The sequence below is a fragment of the Flavobacterium niveum genome (genome assembly GCF_055231775.1).
On the sequence record NZ_JBUYSX010000001.1, the window covers coordinates 1,199,875 to 1,216,941 of the forward strand.

Consider the following 17,067-nt stretch of genomic DNA (forward strand, 5'->3'; position numbering starts at 1 on the left):
TGCTTATGCTGGCCTGTACGGTTATAAATGACAAAATGACCTGTAAAACGATATGTCTAAACAGAGAATACTAAATATTGACAGTTTGTCACTTAACGAACTGGATACTGATGCCGACCTTATTCCTCTAATGACTCCCGAAGACGAGGAGGAAATGAACAATGAGGAACTGCCGGCTACGCTGCCCATACTGCCGTTACGTAATATGGTACTGTTTCCCGGTGTGGTAATTCCCATTACCGCAGGCAGGGATAAATCCATCCGCCTTATAAACGATGCCAATGCCGAAGGTAAGGTAATAGGCGTGGTTGCTCAGAAAGACGAAAGGGTAGAAGAACCCGGTGCAGGCGATGTGCATACCGTGGGTACTGTTGCGCGTATATTGCGCGTACTTAAAATGCCCGATGGTAACACTACCGTAATCATTCAGGGTAAAAAACGATTTGAAATTGCTGAGGTGGTTAGCGACCAGCCGTACCTTAAAGCAACTATCCGTGAGTTTTCGGAACAGCGTCCGGAGGCCGAAGATGGAGAGTTTACAACCATCATCGATTCGATTAAGGAGCTTGCCATACAGATTATAAAAGAAAGCCCGAACATTCCTACCGAGGCTACTTTTGCCATAAAAAACATAGAAAGCGATTCATTCCTGGTAAACTTTGTTTCCAGCAATATGAACCTTCCGGTGAAGGATAAGCAGGACCTGCTTGCGGTGAGCAACCTTAAAGACCGCGCGCTTGAAACCCTGCGTTTTATGAATCTGGAATTGCAAAAGCTGGAATTGAAAAACGACATACAGAGCAAGGTGCGTTTTGACCTTGACCAGCAGCAACGTGAGTATTTCCTGCACCAGCAGATGAAAACCATACAGGAAGAGCTGGGTGGTGTAAGCCACGACCAGGAAATAGAGGAAATGCGCACCAAGTCTAAAACCAAAAAGTGGAACGAAAAAACGTCGGCACAGTTTGATAAGGAACTGGCTAAGTTGCAACGTATGAACCCTCAGGTGGCAGAATATGCTATACAGCGCAATTATATAGAGCTTTTGCTTGACCTGCCGTGGAACGTATACAGTACTGATAGCTTCGACCTGAAGCGTGCCGATAAAATACTGCACCGCGACCATTATGGCCTGGACGATGTTAAGAAGCGTATTATAGAATACCTTGCCGTACTGAAGCTGCGCAAGGATATGAAATCGCCTATACTGTGCCTTTACGGGCCTCCGGGTGTGGGTAAAACCAGCATCGGTAAAAGTGTAGCCGAAGCCCTTGGCCGCGAGTATATCCGTATTTCATTGGGTGGCCTTCGCGATGAAGCTGAGATACGCGGACACCGTAAAACGTACATTGGCGCTATGCCGGGCCGTATTATACAAAGCCTTAAAAAGGCCGGTACCAGCAACCCTGTGTTTGTGTTAGACGAAATAGACAAGCTAAGCATCAGCAACCAGGGCGACCCATCATCGGCGTTGCTTGAAGTGCTGGATCCTGAGCAAAACAAGGAGTTTTACGATAATTTCCTTGAAATGGGCTTCGACCTTAGCAAGGTAATGTTCATCGCCACGTCTAACAATATGGCTACCATACAGCCTGCCCTTCGCGACCGTATGGAGGTGATAAACATGACCGGCTACACCATTGAGGAAAAAGTGGAAATAGCACGTAAGCACTTGTTGCCAAAGCAGATTACCGAACATGGTATTACCGCGAAAGACGTAACCATTGGCAAAAAACAACTTGAAAAGATAGTTACCGGCTACACCCGCGAAAGTGGTGTGCGCGGCCTTGAAAAACAACTTGCGAAAGTGGTGCGTAATGTTGCCAAATCTATAGCTATGGAGGAGGAATACAACATTAAGGTGACTGACGAAGACGTTATCAAAATACTGGGCGCCCCTAAAATGGAGCGTGATAAGTACGAAACCAATGAAGTAGCCGGTGTGGTTACAGGCCTTGCTTGGACCAGCGTAGGCGGCGATATATTGTTTATAGAATCGATACTGAGCAAAGGTAAAGGCCACCTTACCATGACGGGTAACCTGGGTACGGTAATGAAAGAATCGGCTACCATAGCTTTGGAGTATATTAAAGCCAATGCCGAAGATTTAGGCATCAACCAGGATGTGATTAACAATTACAACGTACACGTACACGTGCCTGAAGGCGCTACACCGAAAGACGGGCCGAGTGCCGGTATTGCTATGCTTACATCGCTGGTGTCTACCTTTACGCAAAAAAGGGTGAAGAAAAATCTTGCCATGACAGGCGAAATAACCCTGCGTGGGCGTGTGCTTCCGGTGGGTGGTATTAAGGAAAAAATACTGGCTGCCAAGCGTGCCGGTATTAAGGAAATCATCCTTTGCGAGGAAAACAGGCGCGATATTGAAGAAATAAAACAGGATTACCTGGAGGGGGTTACGTTCCACTACGTGCGTTATATGCATGAGGTGCTGGAAAACGCCATTACAAACCAAAAGGCTAAGAATGCGAAGGCGTTATAAGCCTCACCCCAGTCCTCTCCGAAGGAGAGGGAGTAGCTTCACTCAAACGTTCCGTCATTGCGAGGAGGCACGACGAAGCAATCTCATAGAGCAACTTTAAGCTTTCACTATAATGAGATTGCTTCGTTCCTCGCAATGACAGGCCGGGGTTCAGTTAAGATAAAATCAAACAAAAACGGCTAAAAATCATAGCCGTTTTTTTGTTTAAAAAATAATATCTTCGCAACTGCGTTATACAAGTGCAAATCGCCATACAATAATGATGTTTAAAAACCGGTACTTACTATTTTTACTGCTTGCCACTACGGCATCGTTTGCCCAGATAGGGGGTAAGTACACCTACCAGTTCTTAAACCTTGTTACCTCGCCACGCCAGGCTGCATTGGGCGGAAAAATCGTTACACTGTACGACGAAGATGTAAACCAGGCCATCTTTAACCCAGCAACCATCAACCCCGAAATGGACAATCACCTGTCTGTTAACTACGGCAGCTATTTTGGCGAAGTTAGTTACGGTACGGCGGCTTATGCCTATACGTATGACCGCCACGTACAGACATTCCATGTAGGGGTAAACTATGTAAACTATGGCGATTTTGATGGCTACGATGAACTGGGAAACAGTACAGCTTCCTTTTCCGGTAGTGAAATAGCCATTTCATTCGGCTATGCGTACAATGTGCCGTATACGGATATTTATCTGGGGGCTAATGCCAAGGTGATTTCATCTACTCTTGAGAGTTATAATTCATGGGGTGGTGCGGTAGATATTGGCGGTATTTATATAGACGAGGATAACGACATTAATATAGGGCTTGCGGTGCGAAACATCGGTTCGCAGTTTACTACTTATGCAGGCCAGTACGAACCGCTGCCTCTGGAAGTAATAGCCGGTATAAGCCAGGAAGTGGAAAACGTACCGGTACGCTGGCACCTTACCCTCGAAAACCTGCAGCAGTGGAACATAGCCTTCAGCAACCCTAACAGGGCAGAAGAAGACCTGGACGGCTCTGTAAAAGAAGAAAAAGTAGGCTTTTTTAATAATGCCATGCGCCACGTAATTGTAGGTGCAGAGCTGTTTCCCGGTAAAAGCTTCAATATAAGGGCAGGGTACAATTTCCGCCGCTCGCAGGAACTTGGCCTTGTAGACAAACGTACTTTTGCGGGCATATCGGCTGGCTTTTCGCTACGCTTTAATACCCTCCGCCTTGATTATTCCTACTCACGCTACACCATAGCCGCAGCCACCAGCCTTTTCGGGCTTACCATAAACCTGCAATAAAATCACTTTTTGCGCTAACGTTGTAATATTTAACGGGCTTCTGTTTTCTAAAAACGAAAAATTGTGATAGTTTTACCTTCGTTAATATACTGTTAATACATACTGCGCTATATGGGTATTAAAAACCGTCTTGTTTTAATGAGCTTCCTGCAATTTTTTGTTTGGGGGGCATGGCTTATCACTATTGCAAATTATTGGTTTGGCACAAAACAATGGGATGGTACCCAGTTTGGGCTTGTTTTCGGTACTATGGGCATTGCGTCTATTTTTATGCCTACCCTTACGGGGATTATTGCCGATAAATGGATTAATGCCGAAAAGCTGTATGGCGCACTGCAAATACTATATGCAGGTGTATTATTTTACCTGCCGCAGGTAGGCGACCCTTCCACATTTGTAGGTGTGATGTTGCTGGCTATGTGTTGTTATATGCCTACGATAGCCCTAAGCAACTCCATATCTTATACGCTGTTAAAGAATAATGGTGGCGATGTGGTTAAGGATTTCCCGCCGATAAGGGTATGGGGCACCATTGGCTTTATTGTAGCCATGTGGATAACCAACCTTACAGGAAGCAAAGCAAACGAATACCAGTTTTATATAGCAGGTATTGCGGCAGTTATATTAGGTATATATGCCTTTACACTGCCACCGTGCAAGCCACAAAATGCAACAAGGAATGCCAATCTTATAGAAACACTTGGGCTTGAAGCTTTCCAGCTTTTCAGTACCTATAAAATGGCATTGTTCTTTATATTCTCGATGTTTTTAGGTGGCGCACTTCAGCTTACCAATGCTTACGGCGATGTATTCCTGGATGAATTTAAGCACTATCCTAAGTATGCAGAATCGTTCGTGGTGAAGTATTCTACCATAATCATGTCTATTTCGCAGGTTAGCGAAACGCTGTTTATATTGGCAATACCGTTCTTCCTGAAGCGTTTCGGTATCAAGCAGGTAATGCTTATCAGTATGCTGGCATGGGTGCTGCGTTTTGGCCTGTTTGCCTTTGGCGACCCGGTTACCGGACTGTGGATGATAATACTGTCTTGCATAGTTTACGGTATGGCGTTTGACTTTTTCAACATTTCCGGTTCGCTGTTCATAGAAACTACAACAAACCCTAAAATACGTTCGTCGGCACAGGGTATCTTCATGATGATGACCAATGGTTTTGGGGCTGTAATAGGCAGCTTTACTGCCGGCTGGGTTATAGACCGCTTTTTTACACGTTCATTTACCGATGCTACAGGATTAGCAGGCTTCCTGCAAACAACTCCTGATAATGCCAAGATGCTGGAATTTGTAGGCAGCCATGGCACTACAGTATCTTCTGATGGGGTATTCAGCGGCCCTGTACTTATGAAGGACTGGCACGATATATGGCTGGCCTTTGCAGCGTATGCGTTGGTTATAGCAATTGCCTTTGCCTTATTGTTTAAACACAAACACGACCCTAAAGCCGTAGAAAATATAAGCCACTAACCAGTGGCTTTTTTATTGCTTATCATGGATTAGAAATCCTCATCTATAAGGCATTTGTTTATGAGTGCACCGGCTTTATTACCCGATGCTACCGCATGTGCCACCGACCTGAAGAACGACAGGCAGTCGCCCGCGGCATATATACCGGGTATGGAGGTCTCCATGCAATGATTAACCAGTATGAAGCCTTTGTCGGTCATTTCCATGCCAAGTTTTTCTGGGATGGGGCATTGTTGTTTAAACGGCAGTTGAATGTATAGTACCTCAGGTGTTTCGGGGGGCATGCCGCTAAAGTGTACGCGTACCATTTGCCCGTGGTTTTCTTCAACCGATTCTATTTCATTTTCCACCACCAGTATACCGTGGTTATTCAGTTTTAAAACCTCGTCAGGGCTAAGGGTGCTGGTACCGTTAGTATACAGGGTAAGGTGCGGTGTCCATTGCCGTATGGTTTTTGCCAATACAAAACCCTGGTCGCCATTGCCTATAACGGCCGTTTTTTTGCCACGGTTTTCATAACCATGACAGTAAGGGCAGTGCAGTATGCTGATGCCCCAGCAGTTGTCAAACCCGGGGATGTTCGGTACAAGGTCGGTTACTCCGGTGGCGAAAAGTACTTTACGGGCATGGTAAATACTGCCGTTATCCAGCACTACACCAAATAGCTTTTCTTCGGTAAAAACATCAGTGGCAAGCCCGTCTATGCACTGCACATTTGGGTATACGATAACCTGCTCGCGGGCGTGGTTTTTTACATCGCCGGGCGGAAAGTGGTCGCGGGTAAGGAAGTTGTGGGAGTATGCGGCTTTCTTGTTGCAGGCGTTGTCGCTGTCTATAACCAGCACATTGCGCAGCGAACGCCCAAGCGCCAGTGCCGCCGACAACCCTGCATAGCTGCCGCCGATGATGATAACGTCGTAAAAAGCATATCCTCCTGTTTGCATAACTTAAAGTTAGCAAAGCATTTAGGTAGGTTGCATGCGCTTTAACGAAACCTTATCAGCTAATTATTCTATAACAATTTCGCGGTGTTTTTCACGGTAGGCTTCCAGTACTTTTTCCTTGTAAATGAAGCCGTAGTAGCGGTCGTCTTTAAGTATGGGCAGGTAATTGGCGTGGGCTTCCTCAAATTTTTCCATAATCATTTCTATGGAATCCTCTACCGAAGCTACCACAGTTGGCACCGTCATCAACTCGTCCATTGTGCTGTATTTAATTTTAAAAGAATTAAATACAATGCCACGTATGCGTTCAAAATCTACAACGCCCAACAGGCGGTTGCGGTCGTCGGTCACTGCAAAGTGCCCGTATTGTGAACTGGCAAGCAGTTGTACTATATCATCGGCTTTGGCCAATGGAGAAAGTGTAGGGATGTCGGTAACAATAACCTCCATAACATCGATGCTGCTCAATATGTTACGGTCTTTGTCAGATGTAAATACGTGGCCTTTGTTTGCCAGGTGTTTTACATCCATGGAATAGGTTTCAAACTGTTTTGATACGGCAAAGCTAATGGATGATACTATCATAAGCGGCACCATAAGGTTGTAGCCTCCGGTAATTTCCGCAATAAGGAATATGGATGTGAGCGGTGCATGGAACAGCCCACTCAGTATACCGGCCATGCCCACAAGCGTAAAGTTGCCCACCGGTAAATTTGCCAACCCGATAAGGTTAAAGAATTTAGATACGATAAAGCCTAAATACGATCCCACAAAAAGCGACGGTGCAAAGTTGCCCCCATTACCACCACTGGCCAGTGTAAGCCCCGTGGCTACGGCTTTGATAAGCATAGTAAGCGTTACAAACAGTAGTAATATCCATTCTTTGCAGTTGATGTTCTCCAGCAGGGTATTGTCTAATAAAGCCTGGGGGTTTGCTGCCGTAAGCGTACGGATGCTTTCGTAACCTTCGCCAAAAAGGGTAGGGAACAGGAAGATAAGTACTGCCAGCGGGATAGCCCCGTACAACGCCTTGCGGTAGCCTGTTATTTTCAGTTTTTTAAAGTGCCCTTCTACTTTCTGGAATACTTTAGCATGGTACAGCGATACAAAACCCGCGAGTATACCCAGCAATACGTAGAATATAATATTGTGGTAGTCAAATTCCTGCCTTTGCCTGAAAGATAGTAATATCTCCTCATCAAGCACTACGGTAGACACAAGCGCGCCTGCTGCCGCAGAAATCATGATAGGGATGAATGCCGTTATGGATACGTCGGCCAAAACTACTTCTATGGCAAAAAGCACACCTGCTATAGGGGCGTTAAACGCAGCACCTATACCCGCTGCCACACCACAAGCCAGCATAAGGATGCGGTCTTTTTTGTGTAGCTTGTATTTGCGTGCAAAGTTAGATCCAAAAGCCGCGCCCGTTATGGTAATGGGCGACTCAAGCCCGGCAGAACCGCCAAGGCCCACGGTAAGCGAGCTGGTTATAATCTGGGCATACATCTGTTTGCGGGGCATGATACCACCCTTGCGCGCTACTGCCACCAATATTCGCGAACTGCCTTTTTCAATCTTATTGTGCAGTACGCGTTTTACGACCAATACGGTAAGCAAAATACCTACTATAGGCAGTATACTGTTGATGTACGGGAGTTTAAGGTAACCGTTTATATAGGTAGCAAAACGAAATACATTATGCGCAAAACCCTTCAGGATAATTACCGCAAATGCTGTGGAAACACCCACCAGTACTGCCGAAACGTATATAAAATGCCTTTCGGAAAGCAGGCTTTTCAGTATCAGGAAAAAAGCTTCAAGACGGCCAAGGTTTTTGCGTAGCGCGAGGCCAATTTTTGATGAGAAGCTTTGTTGCATTGTGAAAAGTGGAATTACAGGATTGTATCTAAATCACAAAAATACTCCATTTACTACAAAAAAAGCTATTGTTTTAGATGTTTTTTAAGGCTTCGCGTACGCTTAATGGTTTCAGTGTGGCCGATGTTACGAAATCGCGTATGGCCTGCGGCTGGGTTTTGGCGCACTCGCGTAATGCCCAACCTATGGCTTTTTGTATGAAAAACTCACGCGAAGTGCTAAAGTTTTCGCATAATGAGAATAACAGTGCCAAATCGGTTTCTTTTTTATAACCCAACTGGAAAATAATAGCCGAACGGTTCAGCCACATATTACTTGAGATAGCAAATTTTTTAATTACGGCATCTGTAGCATCAGGGTACTGTTTCAGGTAACCACCCAGCAGGTATTTTGCCATGGGGTCTACGCTGTCCCACCACGAATGAGTGACCAGTAATTCCTCTATAAGTTCTATATCTTCCGTAGTGAAGTGCTTAGGCCATTCTTTCAGTAAAATATCTATGGCACAGTAATGGTATTCACGTTCCGGCAGGGTAAACAGTTGCTGTGCTATCTGTCTGTAATTGGCTTTGACTTCTTCTTTATGCAGGGCAATAGCTTCTTTTAAAATACCGCGCCTTACCTCAGTCTTTATACCCAAAAACGGGAACAGGTTTTTCATGTATTTTGCCATTGGCAAGGCAATATCGGCATTAGCCTTGTCCTGAAGTTTTTGTGTAAGTGCTGTTGTAAAACCCATTACATTTCAGATAGTTTCTGTTTTACATGGAGCTGTACTTCTTCAAAGAACTCGATAAACTCAGCTTCGTATTCAGTATAGTATTGTTGAAGTTCATTTATGGCATTGGTCATACCCGAACGTTGTTTTGTACGGTAGTCTATCTGCCGCAGTGTGCGTGCAATGCCGTCAAGATGGGCATTGCCCAGCAGCCAGTTGTTCTTAATCATGTGTGGCACCATCTCTTTTGTCTGGTCGGCCAGTACATCAAAATTATCGGTAAGCAGTTGGTAGAAATCTGCTGCAAACGCATCTAACGGTTGAGGGTGGTACCGGTGCCAGTTCTTTGCCAGGAAATGGTCGTAATATACATCAACTATCACACCCGCATAGTGGTGGTAGTTTTCATGCAGGCGTTTTGTACTTTGCCTGAATATAGGATGGGCATCGGTAAACGTATCTATGGCGCGGTGCAGCATAATGCCTTTGCAGATGCCGGGAGGGAAACTCTCCGGGCGCCTGCCGTGTATGCTGTCGGCCATAAAATTGCCGATTTTAATATTGTCGTCATCCCCCGAAAGGTATATGTGTGCAAGGAAATTCATATCCCGAATATAAGGAATTTTTGGTTGTTGGTTGTCGGTTGTTAGTTGTTGGCAAAAAAGCTTCAGGTTAATCAGATTGTAAAATATAAATCTTTGGACATCAGTTGAATCTGTGTCATCAGTGTTCCTGTATCTAATAATCTAAAAATCCAACAATCTAAAAATCTAAAACCCTTATCTTTGTTTTTAGAACAAAATAACCTAAAATGACGCTAATTAAATCAATATCAGGTATCCGTGGCACCATTGGTGGGAATACCGGTGATAACCTGACCCCTGTAGATGCGGTAAAATTTGCCTCTGCTTACGGGACTTTCCTTAAAAACAATTCCAATAAAGATAAATTAACAGTAGTTATAGGCCGCGATGCCCGTATTTCGGGGCCTATGATACACAACCTTGTGGTAAATACACTGGTGGGGCTTGGCATTAACGTAATCGACCTTGGCCTGAGTACTACGCCTACAGTTGAAGTAGCCGTGCCGCTTGAAAAAGCTGATGGTGGTATCATACTCACAGCAAGCCATAACCCTAAACAATGGAACGCCCTGAAACTGCTGAATGAAAAAGGTGAGTTCCTTAGTGGTGCCGACGGTGCTAAAATCCTTGAGATAGCTGAAGACGAAGCCTTTGATTTTGCTGATGTGGATAACCTTGGTGAAATTACCCCGAACGACGCCTATATGGACATCCATATTGATGAAGTGCTGGAGCTGCCGCTGGTAAATGTTGACCTGGTTAAAGAAAAGAAATATAAGGTAGTGGTAGACGGCGTTAATTCGTCTGGTGGTATCATTATCCCGAAACTGCTGGAGCAAATGGGGGTAGAGGTGGTGCGCCTGTACTGCACGCCAAACGGCCATTTCCCGCACAACCCTGAGCCGCTTAAGGAACACCTTGGCGACATCTGCAAGCTGGTTGTAGAGGAGCAGGCCGATTTTGGTATTGTGGTAGACCCGGATGTAGACCGCCTTGCTTTTATAAGTAATGACGGTGAAATGTTTGGCGAGGAATACACCCTTGTAGCCATAGCTGATTATGTACTGAGCAAAACACCGGGAAATACGGTAAGCAACATGTCGTCCAGCCGTGCCCTGCGCGATATTACCCAAAAGCACAACGGTACTTACGAAGCCAGCGCGGTAGGCGAGGTGAACGTAGTGGAACTGATGAAGAAAAACAACGCCATTATAGGTGGCGAGGGCAATGGTGGTATCATTTACCCTGAGCTGCACTATGGTCGCGACTCTATTGTGGGTGTGGCGCTGTTCCTTACCTATTTGGCAGAAAATAATATTACCGATGTGGCTGCACTAAGGGCAAGTTACCCGCAGTACTACATGAGCAAAAATAAGATAGAGCTTACCCCACAGATTGACGTGGATGCTATCCTGGTAGCCATGACGGAGAAATATGCCCATGAGGATATTTCAACCGTTGACGGTGTAAAAATCGACTTTGCTGAAGAATGGGTGCACCTGCGCAAAAGCAATACCGAGCCGATTATCCGTATTTATACCGAAGCGCAAACACAGGAGAAAGCTGATGCGCTTGCTATACGTATTATAGACGAGATAAAAGAGGTTGTGGGACAGTCATAAAGTTGTAAGGTCTAAAGTCATAAAGTCGAAAGGTGTAAGAACCGGACTTTCGACTTTATGACTTTCAAACTTTCGACTAAAACAAACTTCCCTGTATATCTGCCTTATGAAAACCGGGCTTTAATTTCCCGGTGCGTAATAGGTTTACGTACTCATGCGCCTGCCGTGTAGGTTCGGGGATGCGGTGCCGTTGTACGCATTGTACCATAATTTCAAGGCTGTCATCTACTGAAATTTTATTCCCGGGCGAAATATACACCGGTTCTACTTTATCTTTTGTCCGCAGGGCGTAGCCCAGCAGGCTTCCGTTTGGCGCGGTAATGGGGCTGTTGCTGAATTTCTGTTCACCCAAATCAGGAAAATTCCCGAACAGCATGCTTTTGGCGCAACCTATAGCGGGGCAATCGGCCAGTAAACCAAAGTGCGATGCAATGCCCATTTGCCGTGGGTGGGTAATGCCTTGCCCGTCGAGTACCATAACATCCGGCTTTTCAGGCAGCTCTTGCCATGCCTGTAATAGTGCAGGCACTTCCCTGAAGCCAAGATAACCGGGCACGTACGGGAATTTTGTTTCGGCTACGACCAGTGAGTAGGACTGTACTACCATGTGAGGGTAACTCAGCACAATTATCCCGGCATATATCGTTTCCGAATTTTTATTGTGCGAAATATCGGCACCGGCTATAGTGGTTATCTTTTTAGGAAAGGTTTCCAGCGAAATACTGCCACGCATCCGGTTCTGGATGTGGGTTGCCTCTTCTATGGAAGTATGGTTGTAATCGGGGATTTGCATGGTGTTTTTCAGGAAAAACCTAAAACACAATCAGGTTAATATCCGTATAATCAATACCAAACCATTCGCCTAAGCTGCGATTAGTTAGCCTGCCGTGGTACATGTAGATGCCGTTTTTAAGCCCGGCATCGCAACGCATAGCACTTTCCAGTCCGCCGTCTTCCGCCATTTGCAGTAAAAATGGGCTAATGATATTACTGATAGACAGCGAAGCTGTTTTACTGTATCGCGAAGGTATATTCGGTACGCAGTAATGGGTAACATTATGCTTTACAAACGTAGGCTTTTCGTGCGTGGTAACCTCGCTGGTTTCAAAGCAGCCGCCTGTATCTATGGCAATGTCTATTACCACGGCACCGCGTTTCATACGCTCTACCATGGTTTCGGTAACAATAATGGGGCTGCGGTTTTTGCCACGCATGGCGCCAATGGCTACATCACAGCGCATCAGGGCTTTTTGTAATGCCTTCTCCTGTATGGTACTGGTAAATATGCGCTGGTTCAGGTTGTTTTGCAGCCTGCGCAGCCTGTTTATGGAATTGTCAAACACCTTAACGCTGGCACCAAGGCCAAGGGCGGTTTTGGCAGCAAATTCAGCAGCGGTACCGGCGCCCAGTATCACAACTTCTGTAGGCGGCACACCGGTAATATTGCCAAACAGCAGGCCTTTGCCCAGGCGCTGGCTTATCATCAGCTCAGCGGCAATAAGCACCGAAGCCGTTCCGGCAATTTCGCTCAGGGATTTTACGGCAGGGTAGGAGCCGTCAGTATCTTTGATAAATTCAAAGGCCAGTGCGGTTATCTTTTTGGTTTCCAGCGCGTGAAAAAATTCTTCTTTTTGTGTTTTGAGCTGAATGGCCGAAATCAGTAGCGTTTCAGGATTCATCATCTCTATTTCCTTTACCGTAGGCGGTTCCACTTTAAGGATGATAGGGCAGCCAAATACTTTTTTAGGGTCGTGCGTTATTTCGGCACCGGCCTCGCTGTATTCCTTGTCGCTGTACGAAGCCGTAAGGCCCGCACCGCTTTCCATCATTACCCTGTGGCCGTGTGCTACAAGCGAACTTACGGCATCGGGGGTAAGGCATATACGGCGTTCCTGGTACGAGGTTTCTTTTGGCAAACCAATAAATAGCTCCCCGCGCTGCTTCATTACTTCAAGCTTCTCTTCCTGTGGCAGCAGCTGTTGTCTGGTAAAAGGTGTTATAGGCATGGTGTTTTATAAAAAACTGATACAATGTACAAAAAAATGGCAAACGCCCCCACTAATTTACAGATAGTTTTCGCCTGCCGTCAGGCTGGGTACTTATGCTTATGGCAGTGTGGTCCAGCGGTATAAGGTTGGGTGTTTTTTCGGGCCACTCTATAAGGCACAGGTTGCCGCTGTAAAAGTATTCGTCTATACCCATATCGTAGGCTTCCTCCTCGCTGTTAAGTCGGTACAGGTCAAAGTGGTACAGCGTTTTGCCATCGGTGGTGGCATACTCATTTACCAACGAAAACGTGGGGCTGCCGGTCATATCGGTTACCCCAAGCTGTTTTGCCAGTGCTTTTATAAAGGTGGTTTTCCCGGCACCCATTTCGCCATGGAAAAGTATAATGTCTTTGATATTTAGCGCCAAAACTTCTTTTGCCACGCTGTCGATTTCCTCAAGGGAAAAAGTTATTTCCATCTGTTTAGCGTCTGATTAAATTTTAATTCTACCACATAGAAACATAGGCTTTTATTCTGCAAAAGGAACTATAGAGAATAAATTCTACACATAGCCTTTGTGAAAGCGCAGCTTTATCTATGAAAAACGCTACACGAGTATTGCAACTATGTATCTATGTGGTTTAATTTTTTACAATTTTGTAAAGTCACCAAATGCCAATAATAAACTTTGGACATCAGCCAACCTGAAACTTTAAACCTTAAACAAATAAATTATTTCGGGTTAAACACCAGGAACGGGATAATCATCTCTTCCAGCGAAATACCTCCGTGCTGGTAGGTATTGCGGTAGTAACTTACGTAGTGGTTGTAATTGTTAACGTAAGCCAGGAAGTAATCGTTCTTGGCAAAGATAAACGAACTGCTCATGTTTATGGTAGGCAGTTGTATGGCTTTCGGGTCTTTTACGTGGTACACATCGCGGTCTTCAAAGGTAAGGCTGCGGCCGGTTTTATAGCGCAGGTTAAGGCTGGTATTGCGGTCGCCGATAACCTTGCTTGGATTTTTACAGTTTATGGTACCGTGGTCTGTAGTGATAATAAGGCGCATGCCCAGCAATTGTGCCTGCTGAATCATTTCCAGCAGCGGCGAGTTACGGAACCAGCTCAGCGTAAGCGAACGATAGGCTTTGTCGTTACTTGCCAGTTCTTTTACCACATCCATTTCGGTTTTGGCGTGGCTCAGCATGTCTACAAAGTTGTACACTACGGTGGTAATATCGTTGTCTTTAAGTGCCTTAAAGTTATCGGCAAGCTTTTTACCGTCCCTGTAGTTGGTAATTTTATAGTACTCCTGTTTCAGGTTGCTAAGGCCCAGGCGGCGTAGTTGTTCGGTAAGGAACTCTGCTTCGTACAGGTTTTTACCGCCGTCGTCTACGTCGTTTTTCCAGTACTGCGGGTATTTTTTCTCCATTTCAAGAGGGGTAAGCCCGCTAAAAATCGCATTACGCGCGTACTGTGTAGCCGTAGGCAGGATAGAGAAATAGGCAGCTTCCTTTTCCAGTTTGTAGTGGTTGTTTACCACACTTTCAAAAGCCTTCCACTGGTCGTAGCGCAGGTTGTCTATTACAATGAAAAATATAGGTTGTTTTTTCTTGATTTCGGGGATAACCAGCTCGCGGAACAGGTTATGGCTCAGTACCGGCTTATCGCCTTTCGGGTCGAACCAGTCCTCATAGTTGCGCTCTATAAACTTACCGAACTGTGAGTTGGCTTCTGCTTTTTGCGATTCCAGTATCTCAACCATGCTCTGGTCTTCAATGTTTTCCAGCTCCATTTCCCAGAAAATAAGCCTTTTGTACATATCCACCCAGTCTTCGTAGGTGCGTACCATGCCCATATCCATAGATATTTTACGGAACTCCTTCTGGTAGTCCAGCGTGGTTTTGCTCGAAACAAGGCGCGAGTTGTCCAGGTTCTTTTTCAGCGAAAGCAGTATCTGGTTCGGGTTTACGGGTTTTATCAGGTAATCGGCAATTTTGGAACCGATGGCTTCCTCCATAATCATTTCCTCCTCGCTTTTAGTAATCATGATTACCGGCACCGAAGATTTTTTCTCTTTTATTTCGGCCAGTACCTCAAGGCCGCTAAGCCCGGGCATGTTTTCATCAAGGAAAACAATGTCGAAGTTTTGTTTATCAAACAGTTCCAGTGCATCCTGGCCGTTGTTTGCGGTGGTTACTGTATAGTTCTTTTTTTCAAGGAAAAGGATATGGGGCTTCAGCATGTCAATCTCGTCATCGACCCATAGTATGTTTATCTCGTTCATAAGTATGAAAGAATTTTCGTTCGAAGTTATAACGTATGCAAGTTAGTTTTATTTAACGATTTTAGTATTAAATTTTTTATAAAATACACCGATGTTAGAGTGGTGTTTGTCTTATATTTGTGAAAACCAACAAGTATGCGAAACGTAATTTTGTTAAGGTTTTTATTGCTAATATCGTGCCGAGATGCTCAATTGAAAGAAGTTTCTGAAAATAGGTTTAGTTTGAATTTAAGAGTGAATAAAATATAAAATTGAATATGGACTTTGGTATAACCTGTGATGCATGGTGGGAGACAAGAGTTAGTGAAGTAATAAATTTATTGCCCATTAGGGAGATACGAGATGAATTTTATGGTAAATTTTACGGCAATGACATTAATGATATATTTATTGTTTTAATGTGTCGTCAACCGGAGTATAATTTTAAGCAGCGCGTCAGATTTATTAAAAAAGAAAAGGCTCTTTATACTGATATTATGCTGGATTTTGATTTTTTCATTAATGCTACTCAAGAACAAAGAAATAAGAAAGCTCTTGATCAGATTTTAGTTGAATTACCTGTCATAATATCAAAGTATAAATTTAAAAGTTTTGATACACTGAGATTTATTGATGACATTAAAATTATTTTTGACAAAATAAATATAAAAAATTAATCCATCGCTCCTCAACGCTGCTGACTTTTCGGAGGTGTAGCCATACTATTCCTCAAAACTCTCCTCAATATACCCTGTGGGATCTAAATAAAACATCTTCATCCAACCCTGATGGTCGCAGTCTATGCGCCACGGGTAGGGTATAAGCGTTACCATGCTGTAGTGCAGGTGGGGCGGTTTCCCGGCGGCATTACCGGTGCTGCCCACGGTGGCTATGGTTTCACCACGGCTTGCCCAGCCCAGGGTATGGGTATGTACGTCTTTTAAATGCGCATAGTAGTGCAGCCGCCATTTCGGGCCGAGTACCACCACCACGTTACCGCCCATACCTAATGTACCGGTATACAATACCAAACCCGATGTAGCCGCATTGACATCCGTTCCTTCCCTGGCAAAAATATCAATACCCTTATGGGTGACGGACTTGCCCCAAGGGTAATACCAAAACGATTTTGGGTTATAACTGTTTTTGGTGGCACCTGCTACAGGTACGCTGTATTTTTGTGGTATGAGTAGCCCGATAAGTATAATGGCTGCGAGTACGTACCTCTTTTTTATTTTGGTTTTCATCGGTTGGTTTTAGGTTAAAGGTACATATTTATACAAACGAAATGATGTTGCTAAATAAGTAATTTGCGATTGAGTATTCCATGTCGACGATAGGAGACATCTCTTAATGAATGCTTTGAGATTCCTCCACTCCGCTGCGCTGCGGTCGGAATGGAACGCCGGAAACAAGCCGTCTATAAACAACAAAAGGCCTGCAAAAATCTTTTTGCAGACCTCTCCTTCAATAACCTAAGTAACAAAAAATAACGTTATTATTGTTTTTCAGGCTTGTTTGAAGATTTCCTGGTAGAAGTATATATGGATTTTGTATCCGTATCCTGTTCAGGTTTGGTAGTATTACTATTGTTGGCAACAGCTTTTTCCTTTTCGGCATCTTTCTCCGCCTCGTAGGCCTTTCGCTGGTCGGTAGCTTCCTTTGCATCCTGTTCTACATCGGCTACGGTAACGGCGGGCTGCTCGGTATCGGGGCGTTCGGTTTGCTGTGCGTGGGCGTACAATCCACATAGCAATAGTGCTGAAAGGTATAGTGTTGCTTTCATAACTCACGA

Annotated in this window: 15 protein-coding genes; 5 read left to right on the plus strand and 10 right to left on the minus strand. The window is 44.8% G+C overall.

Going from position 1 to position 17,067, the window contains the following annotated elements; translation table 11 throughout:
- The first annotated feature begins 52 nt into the window (after positions 1-52).
- The 3 genes from lon to ACZIX4_RS04865 all read left to right on the plus strand — a co-directional run bounded on the left by lon (position 53) and on the right by ACZIX4_RS04865 (position 5,270).
- Positions 53-2,503: an endopeptidase La gene (gene lon, locus ACZIX4_RS04855; protein ID WP_463334478.1), complete on the plus strand. Its 2,451-nt coding sequence runs from the start codon at positions 53-55 to the stop codon at positions 2,501-2,503.
- Between the two features lie 262 nt (positions 2,504-2,765).
- Entirely contained in the window at positions 2,766-3,785 is a 1,020-nt protein-coding gene (gene porQ / locus ACZIX4_RS04860; protein WP_463334583.1) for a type IX secretion system protein PorQ, read from the plus strand.
- 111 nt (positions 3,786-3,896) lie between these two features.
- Positions 3,897-5,270: a nucleoside permease gene (locus tag ACZIX4_RS04865; RefSeq protein WP_463334479.1), complete on the plus strand. Its 1,374-nt coding sequence runs from the start codon at positions 3,897-3,899 to the stop codon at positions 5,268-5,270.
- A gap of 29 nt (positions 5,271-5,299) precedes the next feature.
- Here the strand turns inward: ACZIX4_RS04865 and ACZIX4_RS04870 are convergent, their stop codons facing one another.
- From ACZIX4_RS04870 to ACZIX4_RS04885, 4 genes are all read right to left on the minus strand, one after another.
- Positions 5,300-6,214: an NAD(P)/FAD-dependent oxidoreductase gene (locus ACZIX4_RS04870; protein WP_463334480.1), complete on the minus strand. Its 915-nt coding sequence runs from the start codon at positions 6,212-6,214 to the stop codon at positions 5,300-5,302.
- Positions 6,215-6,277: 63 nt separating this feature from the next.
- Positions 6,278-8,095, minus strand: coding sequence for a chloride channel protein (locus tag ACZIX4_RS04875; RefSeq protein WP_463334481.1), 1,818 nt, complete (start codon positions 8,093-8,095; stop codon positions 6,278-6,280).
- 73 nt (positions 8,096-8,168) lie between these two features.
- On the minus strand, positions 8,169-8,834 hold the full coding sequence (locus ACZIX4_RS04880) for a DNA alkylation repair protein (protein WP_463334482.1): 666 nt from the start codon (positions 8,832-8,834) through the stop codon (positions 8,169-8,171).
- A complete protein-coding gene (locus tag ACZIX4_RS04885) occupies positions 8,834-9,418 on the minus strand; it encodes an acyl carrier protein phosphodiesterase (RefSeq protein ID WP_463334483.1) in 585 nt (194 codons plus the stop codon). The genes ACZIX4_RS04880 and ACZIX4_RS04885 overlap by 1 nt, the downstream gene beginning before the upstream one ends.
- 206 nt (positions 9,419-9,624) lie before the next feature.
- On the opposite strand from ACZIX4_RS04885, the gene glmM reads away from it, so the two are divergent.
- Entirely contained in the window at positions 9,625-11,019 is a 1,395-nt protein-coding gene (gene glmM, locus ACZIX4_RS04890; RefSeq protein WP_463334484.1) for a phosphoglucosamine mutase, read from the plus strand.
- Positions 11,020-11,095: 76 nt separating this feature from the next.
- Here glmM and nfi read toward each other — a convergent pair whose 3' ends face one another.
- The 4 genes from nfi to porX all read right to left on the minus strand — a co-directional run bounded on the left by nfi (position 11,096) and on the right by porX (position 15,293).
- Positions 11,096-11,812 (minus strand): deoxyribonuclease V, encoded by a 717-nt coding sequence (gene nfi / locus ACZIX4_RS04895; RefSeq protein ID WP_463334485.1) that lies wholly within the window; start codon positions 11,810-11,812, stop codon positions 11,096-11,098.
- Between the two features lie 19 nt (positions 11,813-11,831).
- Positions 11,832-13,025, minus strand: a complete 1,194-nt coding sequence (locus ACZIX4_RS04900; protein ID WP_463334486.1) for an alanine dehydrogenase — start codon at positions 13,023-13,025, stop codon at positions 11,832-11,834.
- Between the two features lie 52 nt (positions 13,026-13,077).
- Positions 13,078-13,485 (minus strand): tRNA (adenosine(37)-N6)-threonylcarbamoyltransferase complex ATPase subunit type 1 TsaE, encoded by a 408-nt coding sequence (gene tsaE, locus ACZIX4_RS04905; RefSeq protein WP_463334487.1) that lies wholly within the window; start codon positions 13,483-13,485, stop codon positions 13,078-13,080.
- 254 nt (positions 13,486-13,739) lie between these two features.
- A complete protein-coding gene (gene porX / locus ACZIX4_RS04910) occupies positions 13,740-15,293 on the minus strand; it encodes a T9SS response regulator signal transducer PorX (protein ID WP_463334488.1) in 1,554 nt (517 codons plus the stop codon).
- Positions 15,294-15,550: 257 nt separating this feature from the next.
- Between porX and ACZIX4_RS04915 the strand changes: the two genes are divergently transcribed.
- Positions 15,551-15,949, plus strand: a complete 399-nt coding sequence (locus ACZIX4_RS04915; protein ID WP_463334489.1) for a hypothetical protein — start codon at positions 15,551-15,553, stop codon at positions 15,947-15,949.
- A 45-nt stretch (positions 15,950-15,994) separates the two neighbouring features.
- Here ACZIX4_RS04915 and ACZIX4_RS04920 read toward each other — a convergent pair whose 3' ends face one another.
- A complete protein-coding gene (locus tag ACZIX4_RS04920; protein ID WP_463334490.1) occupies positions 15,995-16,519 on the minus strand; it encodes a M23 family metallopeptidase in 525 nt (174 codons plus the stop codon).
- 251 nt (positions 16,520-16,770) lie between these two features.
- The gene (locus ACZIX4_RS04925) at positions 16,771-17,058 is read right to left on the minus strand and encodes a hypothetical protein (protein WP_463334491.1); all 288 of its coding nucleotides are present in this window, start codon (positions 17,056-17,058) and stop codon (positions 16,771-16,773) included.
- Positions 17,059-17,067 lie beyond the last annotated feature (9 nt).